Raw genomic sequence first — 12,326 nt, 5'->3', positions numbered from 1 at the left:
CGGCGCATGGCGCCGGAACACCCGTGCCAGGTATTCCACACCACCGACGGCCGCGCGGCCGACACTGATCTGTGAAAGGGCCTCAAGGGCGGCAAAGAAGCGGATTCCGGGCCGCGGACACCATCCGGACGGTCCGGTCGGCCACGCGTCGCTCTACTTTCTCTTGGCCATTTCCGCGCGGTACCGATCCGCGGCGCGCAGCAATGCTCCTCGCATGTTACCCCCGTTGAAAATTGGACTACACGCCGGTGGCGACCGGCACCCGTCTTCCCGGGCACCCCGTTCGCTCGGCGACACCAAGAAGACTAGACACTGAGTCCAGGGGGGAGAAATAGCTTTGATGCATCACCTATACACTCGACGAATGAACATCGATCTACGCCATCTGCGATGCTTTCTGACCGTGGCGCAGGAAGGGGGCTTCACGGCTGCCGGTCGCCGTCTGCATCTCACCCAGCCGACCTTGACCCGCAACATCAGGACGCTGGAGCAAACCCTGGGCGTGAAGCTTTTCGAACGCAGCACCCGCAGAACGGAGCTGACCGAGAAAGGGAAGGCCCTGCAGGAAGCCGTCGCCCCCCTGCTGCGCCAGCTCGATTCGGCACTGCGGGATTTACAGAAGGGGGAGAAACTGCGCATAGGGTTCAGCTGGGGACTTCCCGAGGGTTTGTCCCGGCTCGCCGCCCGGTTCAGCGAGGAGACCGGGGTCGGGGTCGAATTCATCCGCTGCGACACCCCCCAGGCCGGACTCGACACCGGCGAGGCGGACCTGGGCCTGCTGCGCAGCGCGTCGATACCGAAGGGGCTGCGCGGCGTCCACCTGTACGAGGAGGACCGCATCGCGGCCGTCCCCGCGAGCTGGCGGCTCGCCGAACGCACCGAACTCGACTGGGCGGATCTCACCGAGGTCCCGTTGATCATCAACACCGTCAGCGGCACCACCTTCCCCGACATGTGGCCCGCCGGCCGCCGGCCGACGGTCGGTGCCGAGTGCCGGAACTTCGACGAGTGGCTGGAACAGGTGGCCGTCGGCCTCGGCGTGGGCACCGCGCCGGTCTCCGCCGCCCTCCGCTACACCCACCCCGCCGTCCGCCTCGTCCCGCTGACGGGCGCCCCCACCGTGCCCGCCTATCTCGCCCATCCGTCCCACGGCGCCCACCCGCAGGCCGCACGCTTCGCCCACCAGGTCTGGCAGGCGGCCGGCGAGTTGCATCCCTAGATCCCGGAGGCGGAGAGGGCAGGATTCGAACCTGCGTGGGCCCCGAAAGGCCCGACCTCGAGACGAGCTCGGCGGTCCCCGATCAACCACTCCGGGCACCTCTCCCTGTTCCCGGCCCCGGTGGTTCCCGGTGCCGTTCACAGGAAGAAGACTGGCAGGAACCGCTGACGCGCCGCTGACGCGGGCGCGCCGCCGCGCCGGCGTCGCGCCCGCGTCGCGCGGGCCCGCCGCCGGCGCCCCCGGCTATGCCGCGCGAAGGTCGATGACCGTGCGCAGCTTCCCGCTGGTCGCGGTGCGCTCGAACGCCTCCCTCGGCACCGTCTCCACGGTGAGGGCCAGCAGGCCCTCCGCCTCGGCGGAGGCCAGCTCCGGCACCTCCGCCGCCAGCGCCCGGTGCGCCGCCCCGGGGTCGCCCGCGTACTGCTCGTCCAGGCGGATCGTCAGCTCCTCCCGGCCGGCGCCGGAGCGGACCAGGAGCTGCACCTCGCCGTGGTAGGCGAGCCGCTCCTGCGCCGCGGTCAGGACGCGCCGGTAGTTGACGAAGTACGTGCCGACGCGCACGACGTCGCCGTAGCGGCCCAGCAGTTCCAGCCGGGGTACATGGCTGCCGCAGGCGCACGGGCCCTCGACGGCGCGCCCCAGGTCGCCGATCTCGTAGCGCTCCAGCCGCTGGCCCGCGCGCGCCCGGGAGGTGAACACCAGCCGGCCGGGCTCGCCGGGTGCCACCGGCCGGTCGGCCCGCGGGTCCAGGATCTCCAGGGTGTGCAGGTCGGTCAGCACGTGGTGGACCGAGCCGCCGGAGGAGGCGCACTGGTAACCCAGCGGCCCCAGATCGGTGCTGCCGTAGGCGGCGGACCGGATCACCTCGACACCGAACTCCTCCATGAGGACGCGGCGTTGCTCGCCGGTGAAGTGCTCGCCGCCGTAGAACACCGTCCGGATGCCGCCGTACGCGCGCAGCCGGTCGGCCTCGGCGTGGAACAGCTGCCACAGGTAGGACGGCATGCCGAACACGGTGTCCGCCCGGTGGGCGACCAGCGCCTCGGCGACCGCGGCGTGGTCGGGTCCGGCGGCCATCGGCAGCTGGGTGGCGTTCAGCCGCTCCAGGATCGAGAAGAAGCTGATGAAACTCCCGTACATCCCGCCGCAGTAGAACAGGTTGGCCGCACGGTCCCGCGCCGGATCGAAGCCGGCGGCGAGCAGCCCGTCGGCGGCGGCCCGCATCTGGTTGTCGTAGTCGTCGACGGTGAACACCGACAGCGCGGGCGCGCCCGTGGAACCGCCGCTGCGGAAGTACAGGTGCGCGTGGCGCGCGTCCAGAGAGGCCAGCGCGCGCTGCACGCCCTCCTTGCCGAGCAGCGGCGCGTCCGGGACCGGGGGGAGGACCGGGGCCGACACCAGGTCGTCCAGGCAGGCCACCGGCCCGAACCCGGCGTCCGCCGCCCGCACGCTCACCCGGCGGCTGTAGCGCTGGAGCGCGTAGACGCCGTCGTGCGGCTCACCCTCGTAGCCCTCCAGCATGGAGCCGACCGGGGTGACCCGGGTGACGCCGGCGGCGAACAGGGCACGCGACAGCGCGGCCACGTCCGCCCGGCCGCCGCCGACCGCCGCGGTCTGCAGGTAGCGGCGCATGGGCCGCAGCGTCCCGGTGACCCGGTGCCGGGGCAGCGGCTTGACCCAGATGCTGCGGTGCAGCGGGGAGGCCGCGAGCGCGGAGCGGGTGTCCGCCAGCACCCGCCAGGAGCCGTCGTCACCGGTGAACACCCGGGTGAGGCCCAAGTGCTGTTCGAGCCGGGCGAGTTGCTGCACGGTGGTGATCTCCGCCAGCTCGGCCGGGCCGGGCCGGGGCGCGGGACGGGCGCCGGAGACCTTCGCGAGCCGCTCGGCGAACCGGCCGGCGAACGCGAAGACCTCCTCGGTGTCCTCGGTGTCGAGATAGACCACCTGCGGGCTGGAGCAGGCCTGCTGCTCGAACCGGCAGACGTCCGCGGCCAGCGCGTCCAGCAGGCCGTCCTCGGCAGCCGCCTCCCGGGTCAGGTAGGCGAAGGAGATCCGGTGCCCCCAGGCGACGACGCGGCAGCCGGGCGGCGCCAGTTCACGCACCGCGCCCTCCGCCTCCTCACCGCCCCAGACCGCGATGGCGTCGGCCTGCCCGCACAGGGCCTCCAGCCAGTCGCGGCGCGACGAGGGGAAGCGCAGGGCGATCACCCGCTCGGCGATCAGTCCGCTCGGGTCGGCCGCCGCGAGCGCGGCGAGCAGGTCGAGGGCGAGCGCCGTGTCCGAGCCGCTCGTCTTCAGGACGTTGACGTTCCCCGCCAGCAGTCCCTCCACGACGCTCAGCGGGGCGACCGCGGCCGCGTTGCCGGGCGCGATGTGCACCAGGAGCCCCACCGGCGCCCACGACTCGAACACCGTCTCGCGGCCGTCCGGCCGGGTCAGCCGCTCCGGACGCAGGCCGCCCAGTTCCCGGCGCAGCTTGCGTTCCAGGGCCTGCCGGGTGAGCGCGCCCGCCAGTTCGGCCAGGGTGGACGCGGCTTCCGCGGCGGGAAGGTGGGCTGCCAGCCGGGTGTGGAGGGCGGAGCGGGGATCGGCCAGGTCCGCGCCGACCGCCGCGCAGGCGCCGAGCACGACGTCGGTGGGCAGCGGGCGCTCCAGGACGCGGGCGGCCGCCTCCGGCAGACCGGCCATCCGCCGTCCCGCCTCGGCGTCGTCGACGAACTCGCCCTGCCAGAGGTGGAGTACGGAAGCGGTCACGACATTCCCTTCATCATTTCGGCGGCGGCGACCGCACAACTGCGGTTGCGGCTCACCCCGGCACGGCCGAGCACGGTGAACCAGTCGGTGGACAGCGGGCAGGGGCACTCCTCGCCCGGGTGCAGCGAGGCGAGGTCGCCCATGACGACGCTGTGCGCCGGCACGGAGGTGATGTACGGGCTGACCAGGTGCAGGAAGCCCGGCTCCCCGTAGGCCAGCGGGCGCAGCGTCCCCGGGTCGCGGACCGCGGCGCGCGACCACACGGGGACGTGCAGCCTGTGGTGCGCGCACTCGACGTACGGCACGCAGTGCTCGACGGAGCCGAAGGTGTCGCGGACGGACGCGGCCGGGATGCCGAGGCGTTCGGTGACCGCGGCGCGGAAGTCGTCCTTGCCGATCTGCCGGTCGGCGTGGCCCTTCCAGCCGCCGCCGAGCACCACCAGCGAGCCTTCGGGCAGCCGCAGCGGCGCCATGCCCATCGACTTCATCCGCTCCAGGGTGAAGTACAGGAACGCCGGGAAGCCGAGGATGCGCACCGGCGCGTCCTCGTCGGCGTAGCGCTGGAGCGCCGCGATGCAGCCGTGCACGTCGAACTCGTGGCCGGAGCCGGTGTGCCGCAGCGCGTGCGTGGTGTGCCGGGCCGGGGCGAAGTCGCACAGGTAGTTGTCGGTGAACGACGTTCCCAGCTTCAGCGACGGCGCGGGCTCGTAGCTGTAGAGCAGGTAGTTGACCGGCTGGTCGGGGGTGATCCAGCCGTAGTGGTCGAAGATCCGGGCCACCATGCGCTGTGCCGAGCGGATCGTCCACCGGTCGAAGAACATCTGGGACTTCTGGCCGGTCGTGCCCGAGGAGGTCAGGTGCAGGAAGACCTCGTCGCGGGGGACGGAGAGCACCTCGTGGCGCTTGAAGAACGCGGCCGGCACCAGCGGTGTGCGCACGCCGTCGCCGACGGTGGGCGCCGGGGTCTCGGGCGGGTCCTGGAGCAGGGCGGCGAAGAACGGGGACCGCTCGGCGTGCCAGGCGTTGGTCTCGGCCATGGCGGCGGCGAACAGCCCGTCGGCCTCGGCGCCGCTCGCGTACGGGTCCGCCAGGTCGCACAGACGCTGCACCTGGCCGAGCTCCGCCGGGTCGGGGACCTCGACGGGAGCGAGATGGGGGTTCATCGGGACACCTCGTGAAGGGGCAGATAGGTGGAGGCCCAGGCGCTCAGATAGGCGCCGAGATAGGGCTGGAGCAGCGGGCTCACGGCCGTCGTGCGGAAGTCGATCTGCCGGCTGGTGCGGGAGAGCACCACGTAGTCGTGCAGCCGGTCGCCGACGCGCCGCATCGCCGGGTAGACCGCGCTGGGTACGAACCCGGAGGCCAGGAAGATCTCCAGGGCCTCGGTGTCGGCCAGCGGCAGCAGGGTCTCGGCGTAGTCGGCGCCGGCCCGGGTGACCGTGGCCATCAGCGCCTCCAGGGCGCCGGTCAGCGCCGCGGGGCGCGGGTGGACCGCCACCAGCGCGCAGCTGCCCGCCACCGGGTCGAGGTCGGCGTACGCCTCGAAGGCGCCGTCGGCCGCGACCAGCAGCGCGTTGGGGGTGTGCAGGGGGAAGAAACGGTCGGCGGCGCGGGGGAAGCGTTCGAGGAAGCGGCGGCGTACGAAGGCCGGGGCGGGGATCAGCTCGATCGGCTCGGCCCCGGAGGCCCGGCGCGGCGCGCTGTCGAGGGTGACGGCCCGCGCCGTGCCGGCGCAGTCGATGCCGATGCCCGCGGACGCGGCGGCCAGCAGCCCCGTGAGGCGCTCGGGTACGCGGTCCACGGGAGCCCGCCGCTCCAGCACGCCGTCGGCGTAGCGGGCGAAGAGCGCGAGGCTCTCGCAGCCGTCGACCTCGACGGCGTTGGGCAGCAGGCCGAGGGGCCGGAACCCGTTGCGCACGACGACGTGCTGCGGGCCCTCGGTGACGACCCGCACGGTGGCGTAGAGCGAGTCGGGCACGCCGGTGGCGAGGGCCGCCTCGCACACCGCGCCGGTCAGCCGGGAGGCGAGTCCGCCGCCGCGGTGCCCGGGATGCACGGCGAGCCCGAGGAGCTTGCCGACGCGGCTGCCCGCGTCGGTCTGCACGACGGCGGAGCCGACGAGGTCCCCGCGGGGTGTCCGGGCGGTGAGCCAGTGCGCGGAGCCGTCCGTGATCAGCCGGCGCATCACGGCCGGGTCGCTGCCGAGCGGCACCGGGTAGCCGTGCCCGTACACGTCGAAGTACAACTGCCGCAGTTCGGCGATGTCCTGGAGCGCCGCAGGGGCGAGTACGACGGTCATGACGTCTCCCCCGCCGGGGTGAGGTGCGCCGTCGCCGCGTCGCCGGGGCGGGTGCGCGGCGCGTCGGGCCGCGCACGGCCGCCGAGCAACCACAGCGCGAGCGCGACCGGGACCAGTCCGGCGCCCTGGACGAGGCAGAGCGTCCGCGCGCCCAGGTGGTCGCCGAGCGCGCCGAAGACGAGGGAGGACAGCGGGAAGGTGGCTCCGAGGAGGGCCTGCATGACCGCGAAGAACCCGGGCTTGTCGGCGGTGGGCACGAGCCGCTGGAACAGGGCCACGAACCGGACGCCGATCACACCGACGCACCAGCCGGCGACGGCCAGCGCGCCCGTCACCGTCGCGTGCCCGGCCCACAGGCCCGGCAGCCCGAGCGCCACGGCCATCACGGCCAGGCAGGCGCTGCCGACGGCGACCGGCCGCCCGGGTACCCGTGCCCCGGTGAAGGAGCCGACGAGCGTGCCCGCGCCGAGCGCGGCCTCCAGGGAGGCGACGGTCGACCCGGTGGCGTGCAGCACCCCGCGGGTGTACAGCGGCATGACGACGTAGACGGCGGTGGTGAACAGGTTCGCGGCGGCGAAGCAGAGCAGTACGCCGCGGAGGAACGGGAGCCCGGCCAGGACCTGGCGCAGCGTCCGGCGCGCGGGGGGCGTGCCGTTGCCGTGCGCCGGGGCCGGGGAGCCGGCCGGCGCGTCCTGCGGCGCGTCGGACGCGCCGTCCGCGTGGCGGAAACGGGCCGAGGCGACCAACGGTGCGGCGAGCAGGTAGGCGGCGCCGCAGACGGCCACGACCGCCGCAAGCCCGCCCGCGTCGACCAGGAGCGGCCCGAGCAGGCCGCCGCCGAGTCCGGCCAGCGACTGGGTGGACAGCTCGAAGCCGGTGGCCGCCTCGATGTCGGCGTCCTCGACCAGTTCGGGCACCGACGTCGTCAGACACGGGTCGAACACCGCCTGGCAGGCGGCCAGTGCCGAGCCCACCGCGTACACCGCGGCCATGGGCAGGTCACCGGCGTACGCCCAGAGCGCAGCCGGTACCGCGACGGCGCCCGCAAGGGCCGCGGCGACGGCCAGCACGGTGCGGTGCGCGTGGCGCGCGACGACACGGGCGACCACGGGGGCGAGCGCGACGGCGGGGAGGGTGCTCACCATCAGGAACAGGCCCGACTCCAGACCGCGCCGCTCGCCACCGGCGAAGCCGACGAGCCACCAGACCGCGCCCACCTGGAACATCCGGCCGGCGGCCTGGGTGAGGAGCTGAGCGGTCCAGACCCGGCCGAAGGAGGGATTGCGCAGCACCAGCGGCAGGCGCCGGCCGCGCGCCACGGGCGCGCTCATGAGTGCGGCCGTTCGTCGACGACCCGTACCAGCTTGCCGGAACGGGAGTTGACGGCGAGATCCTGGTGCCGTGCCCACTCGACGGTGAGCGGGTTCACGTGTCCGGCGTCCGCCGCGCCGACGTAGGCCGGCCGCTGGGCGAGGACGGCCGCGGCCACGGCGGCTCCCAACGCGTCGTGCCGGCTGCCGGGTTCGCCGGTGGCGAGGCGCAGCACGAGGCCGTCGCGGCCGTCCCGGCGGCGCACCACGAGCTGGAGGCCGGTGATCTCGCCCGCCGTGTCGGCGCCACGCACGATGTCGTGCACGTCCTCGGTGTAGAGGGAGACGGGGCCGACCCGTACGCCCTCCTCGGCGCGGCCGAGGATGCGGAACACGCCCGCGTCCCGGTCCACCCACTCGGCGCGGTCGCCGGCCGGGTAGCGCAGCACCGGCATCAGCCGGCGGCGCAGATCCGTGACGACCAGCCGTCCCGGGACGCCGATGCCCGCGACGGGCACGTCGGCCTCGTCGTCGAGGATCTCGACGGCCGTGTGCGGGGCGAACGCGCGGTGCACCCGCGGGTCCCCGCCGGGCACGGCCTCGCCGAGGAGGCCCGCGTCCACGCTCGCGTAGCCGAGCGAGCGCGCCTCGGCGTTCGGGAACGCCCTGCCGAGCAGCGGGAGCTGGTCGCCGAAGAGGCACTCCCCGCCGAAGAAGAGGAGTTCGACGTCGGGCAGGGTCCGGCCGGCCGCGGTCAGGCGTTCGGCGAGCGCGCACAGCGTGGTCGGGGTGCCGGCGACCACTTCGACCTGGAACTCCTCCAGGGTGGCCGCGGTGGATTCCCAGGGCGTCGCACCGCCCAGTGGAAGCCGCACGTTGGCCACGGGGGAACGGTGCAGTGAATCCAGTATGAAACTGAAACTCGCGTACAGGTCTCCGGCGTAGAACAGATCGGCCACTCGATGGCCCGGCCGCAGACCGGCGTTGACGAGTCCGGCACCGAAAGCGGAGGTGAATTCCCGCCATTCCGTGCGTGTGTAGAAGGAGAACTTCGGGGATCCCGTGGTGCCGCCGCTGCGAAAGACGACCGCTTCCCGCAGCGGGGCCGTCAGCAGCCTGTTCCCGCGCGGTGAGTTGGCCCGCCAGAATTCCGCCTGGGGTACGACCGGCAGGTCCGTGAGCTGTGTGACCTGGTCGGGAAGGTGGGAGTAAAGCTCCTGGTAGAAAGGTGAGTTGAGGCGCGCGAAGCGTATCAGCTCCGCCAATGGTTGAACGGGCATCAATTCCTGCTCGAAGAGGGGTACCGTCGGCGACCCATGGGCACGACGGGAGTACGGAGGATTTGGTCCATCCCGGAGGTCGGGCCGGAGGACCGTTTCATCAACCGGTGCGACTAATCGTATCTCACCATTTGGAACGGACTTGCATCAACGTCCCTTTCAAGCCCCGGGCTTGATCTCGGGGGCAGACGGATCGACACCACTCCCGGTTCCCGCCGGAACGGAGACGGTGATCACATGTCACCCCGTTTCCATAAGGAATGGTTGACCGCGCCAAAAGAACTTCTTGTGCGCGAGGCGCCGGCCGAAGGCGGCCGACGCTCCGCACGAGGAGAGGTGACCGGAGGACTCCGGGGCGGCGGATCGCGGCGACGACTCGCACCCTTTGCCAATATTTGAACTGCTCGCCGGAGAGCGGTGGTTCGGGACGGGCGGGGTCGGAGCCACCGGACGGTGAGATCGCTCGCGCGCAGGTACCCATGGGAGAGCACGTGGTCCGCGGCCCGCGCTGGCCGGTGGTCCGCCACCGCGCTCACAGCGACGGGTAGGGGCTTCACCTGACCCCCGGCCCACCCGCCCAGCCTCCGTCGACGCAACAACCCTGCCATGGCCGCCAGTTGAGTGTGGACGAACCGTCGCGCGCTGCCGTCCCGGTCGCTTACGCTGCTCTCTCAGGTGATCTCACCGGCCGTTGTGACCTGGTGCTTCGTCCGGTCCTGGAGCGAGGGGGGCGTATGCCACCTGGGGCGAGGAAGCTGCAGAAGATCGCCGACCGCGAGAGCAAGGCGGCGATCCGGTATCTGCAAGGCGGTCATCCCGAGCGTGCGTTGGCAAGCAGCGCCAAGGCTCTGGAGGCGGTGCGGCAGTTGCGGCAGGCGGAGCCGGATGAGGTGGACCACACGCTGGCTCTGGCGTCGGTGCTCTACAACCACGCGGCGTTCCTCGCGGCGTCCGGCGACGCCGGTGAGGGGGTACAGGCCGCACAGGCCTCGTTGGCGCTGTACGAGTCACTGCTGCCGCACGGCTATGCCGAGCGGGTCGCGGTGCTCGTCCGCCGCGCCTCCCGGCAGGCGGCGACGCACCCCCAGGGGCCGGGACCGCTGGAGGTGGCCATGTGGGCGGCGGATGTGAAGGTGCGGTTGTGCCGCCTGCTGGCCGAGGCCGAGGGCCCCGGGGCACTGGCGGAGATCCACCGGCTGGGCGGAGCGGCCATGGCCCTCTACGAGCAGATCGCCGGTGTTCTTCCGCAGCTGGGCGAGGAGTTGGAGCGGGTGGAGGAGGAATACCGCCGGGTCCTGGACTTCCTCGGTGAGCCCGCCTGACCAGAGTGGTGGATCACCCCGGCGTCACCGCACCCGCTGGCACTCCGAACCACTCCTCCAGCGCCTTTGCCGGTCCGGCCGTCGACGTCGGCGCCTTCGCCCCCGCGTCGGCTGCCCAGGCCGTGAAGCCGTCCGGACGGACGAGGACCGCTGCCAGTTCCGGGCGGGACGGGCAGCCGGTCGTCAGGGTGTCGACGCGGTCGGCGTATCCCGCGGCCAGCGCCCGGAGTTCCGGGTCGTCGGTGAGGTCGAGCAGGAGCGCCCGGCCGCCGTGGAGGTGGTCCGCGAGGCGGCCGCCGCCGGTGAGTTCGAGGTCCGGGGTGCTGCGGCCGGTCAGCGGGTGCTCGCCCGGCAGCTCGTACCGTACCCCGCCACCGTTGAGCCGCGCGGTGAGGTACGTGGTGCCCACGACCGTCCCCGCCAGGTCGCCGACGATCTCGCGCAGGGCCCGGGACCGCGGGTCCGGGCGCATCGCCGCGACCTGGGACCGGGTCCAGTCCAGGACCCACGCACCGACCGGGTGCCGCTCGGAGGTGTACGTGTCCAGCAGCCCTTTTGGCGCCCGGCCGGCGATCACCGCGGCGAGCTTCCAGCCGAGGTTCATCGCGTCCCCGATACCAAGGCTCAGCCCCTGGCTGCCGAACGCGGAGTGCACGTGCGCCGCGTCGCCCGCCAGCAGCACCCGGCCCTTGCGGTAGTCGGTGACCTGGCGGGCGTGGTCGGTGAAGCGGGTCGCGGTCCGCACCTCGGTGATCGTGACGTCCACGCCGGACACGCGGCGCAGCCGCGCCTGGAGGTCCTCGGTGGTGACCGGCGCGTTCCGGTCGGCCGGCGGGCCGTCGAACTCCACGGTGACGACGCGGCCCGGCATCGGCCCGTGGGCGTACACCCCACTGTCCGTGGCGGTCCAGCCGACCTTCAGGTCCTCGGCGCCGGTCATCTCCACGACCGCCTGGTGACAGGTGATCTCCGGTTCCGTACCGGGAAATTCGAACCCCGCGAGCTTGCGAACCCTGCTGCGGCCGCCGTCGCAGCCCACGAGCCAGCCGGCGCGTACGGTGCCGTGGCCGGTCCGCACGGTGACGGCCTCGTCGTCCGCGTCGAAGCCGGTCAGCTCCACTCCCCGGCGCACGTCGACGCCGAGCTCGTCCGCCCGCACGCCGAGCAGCCGCTCGATGTCCTGCTGCGCCACGAATGCGATCTCGGCGGCGGGTCCGGCGTCGCCGAGGCCCGGCTCCGTACGGTCGACCAGGTCGGCGCGCAGCATGATTCCGGCGAAGTGCCCGATGATCCCGAGGCCTTGGCCCGCGGTCCCGCCTCCGTTCCCGCCGTTCCGTTCGCGCATGAATGCCTGGAAGCGGTCCATGGCCTGCCGCTGCACCTCGGCCAGCGCGGGCAGCATGCCCCGGCGGTAGAGCGCCTCGGCGCCGGGCGTGGTGATCGCCCCGCCCTTGATCGTCGTGTCCACTTCGGTGAGGCGCTCCAGGACGGCCACACGCGCGCCTCCGAGTCGGAGCTCGCAGGCCAGCATCAGTCCGACCGGGCCGCCTCCGGCCACCACTACGTCATAGTCCATGGCGCCGACTGTGCCCGAGAGTTGAGAAGGCCAAAAAGGCACAGCGGTGTCAAGGGACCAGCTTTGCGAGGAGAAGGGAGTGTTCAATGAGCTTCTTCGAGCGGGCCACCGATCGGGTGATGTCCGTGAAGCGCAACGAGCGAGGCTCCCGGGCTGTTGATCGAGATGTCTGACATCTCAGCCACGCTGCTCAGGGACCTCGTTGGTCATCTATCCTGCCGCACTCGACCTGCCACATGCGCTCGTGGAGTGGGTCACTGTGCTCATCGTCACCCGTGAGGGTGACCGTCACTGCAAGCTCCCGCCGCACCAGCGTGCTCTCGTCGCCCTGGTCTACCTCCGGCGGCACGACACCCTCACGCAGCTCGCCGCGGGCTTCGGCATATCGGTCGGCACCGCCCACGCCTACGTCACGACAGTCGTCCGGCACCTGGCGGACAAGGCGCCGGGCCTGCTGAAGGTGCTGCGTGAGACGGACCCCGGCTACGCGCTCCTTGACGGCACCCTCGCCGAGTGCGACCGGGTCGGCGACGGGCAGGCCGACTGTTGAGTCGGCACGGAGCGCG

General features: G+C 72.7%; 8 protein-coding genes and 2 pseudogenes. 3 read left to right on the top strand and 7 right to left on the bottom strand.

Annotated features, from left to right (window positions below):
- Positions 1-364 precede the first annotated feature (364 nt).
- Positions 365-1,219, top strand: a complete 855-nt coding sequence (locus VT52_RS04830) for a LysR family transcriptional regulator (protein WP_071387366.1) — start codon at positions 365-367, stop codon at positions 1,217-1,219.
- Positions 1,220-1,229: 10 nt separating this feature from the next.
- On the opposite strand, the pseudogene VT52_RS37785 reads toward VT52_RS04830, so the two are convergent.
- The 6 genes and pseudogenes from VT52_RS37785 to VT52_RS04805 all read right to left on the bottom strand — a co-directional run bounded on the left by VT52_RS37785 (position 1,230) and on the right by VT52_RS04805 (position 8,862).
- Positions 1,230-1,324 (bottom strand): annotated as a pseudogene (locus VT52_RS37785).
- Between the two features lie 138 nt (positions 1,325-1,462).
- Positions 1,463-3,973 carry an acyl-CoA reductase gene (locus tag VT52_RS04825; RefSeq protein WP_071387365.1) on the bottom strand — a complete coding sequence of 837 codons (2,511 nt, stop codon included), beginning with the start codon at positions 3,971-3,973 and terminating at the stop codon, positions 1,463-1,465.
- Positions 3,970-5,136 (bottom strand): LuxE/PaaK family acyltransferase, encoded by a 1,167-nt coding sequence (locus VT52_RS04820; RefSeq protein ID WP_071387364.1) that lies wholly within the window; start codon positions 5,134-5,136, stop codon positions 3,970-3,972. The genes VT52_RS04825 and VT52_RS04820 overlap by 4 nt, the downstream gene beginning before the upstream one ends.
- On the bottom strand, positions 5,133-6,272 hold the full coding sequence (locus VT52_RS04815; protein ID WP_071387363.1) for a GNAT family N-acetyltransferase: 1,140 nt from the start codon (positions 6,270-6,272) through the stop codon (positions 5,133-5,135). Before VT52_RS04815 ends, VT52_RS04820 begins: the two co-directional genes overlap by 4 nt.
- Positions 6,269-7,603: an MFS transporter gene (locus tag VT52_RS04810; protein WP_079174834.1), complete on the bottom strand. Its 1,335-nt coding sequence runs from the start codon at positions 7,601-7,603 to the stop codon at positions 6,269-6,271. The genes VT52_RS04815 and VT52_RS04810 overlap by 4 nt, the downstream gene beginning before the upstream one ends.
- On the bottom strand, positions 7,600-8,862 hold the full coding sequence (locus VT52_RS04805; RefSeq protein ID WP_071387362.1) for a phenylacetate--CoA ligase family protein: 1,263 nt from the start codon (positions 8,860-8,862) through the stop codon (positions 7,600-7,602). The genes VT52_RS04810 and VT52_RS04805 overlap by 4 nt, the downstream gene beginning before the upstream one ends.
- A gap of 734 nt (positions 8,863-9,596) precedes the next feature.
- Between VT52_RS04805 and VT52_RS04800 the strand changes: the two genes are divergently transcribed.
- Positions 9,597-10,184, top strand: coding sequence for a hypothetical protein (locus VT52_RS04800; protein WP_071387361.1), 588 nt, complete (start codon positions 9,597-9,599; stop codon positions 10,182-10,184).
- Positions 10,185-10,197: 13 nt separating this feature from the next.
- Here VT52_RS04800 and VT52_RS04795 read toward each other — a convergent pair whose 3' ends face one another.
- Complete coding sequence (locus tag VT52_RS04795; protein WP_071387360.1) at positions 10,198-11,760, bottom strand: FAD-dependent monooxygenase; 1,563 nt, start codon at positions 11,758-11,760, stop codon at positions 10,198-10,200.
- Between the two features lie 202 nt (positions 11,761-11,962).
- On the opposite strand from VT52_RS04795, the pseudogene VT52_RS04790 reads away from it, so the two are divergent.
- Positions 11,963-12,304: pseudogene (locus VT52_RS04790) on the top strand (helix-turn-helix domain-containing protein); the annotation flags it as partial.
- Positions 12,305-12,326 lie beyond the last annotated feature (22 nt).

The organism is Streptomyces malaysiense, from assembly GCF_000980885.2.
Taxonomy (GTDB): Bacteria; Actinomycetota; Actinomycetes; order Streptomycetales; family Streptomycetaceae; genus Streptomyces; species Streptomyces malaysiense.
The sequence above is the reverse complement of the archived record's forward strand: the minus strand, read 5'-3'. Positions and strand labels throughout refer to the sequence as shown.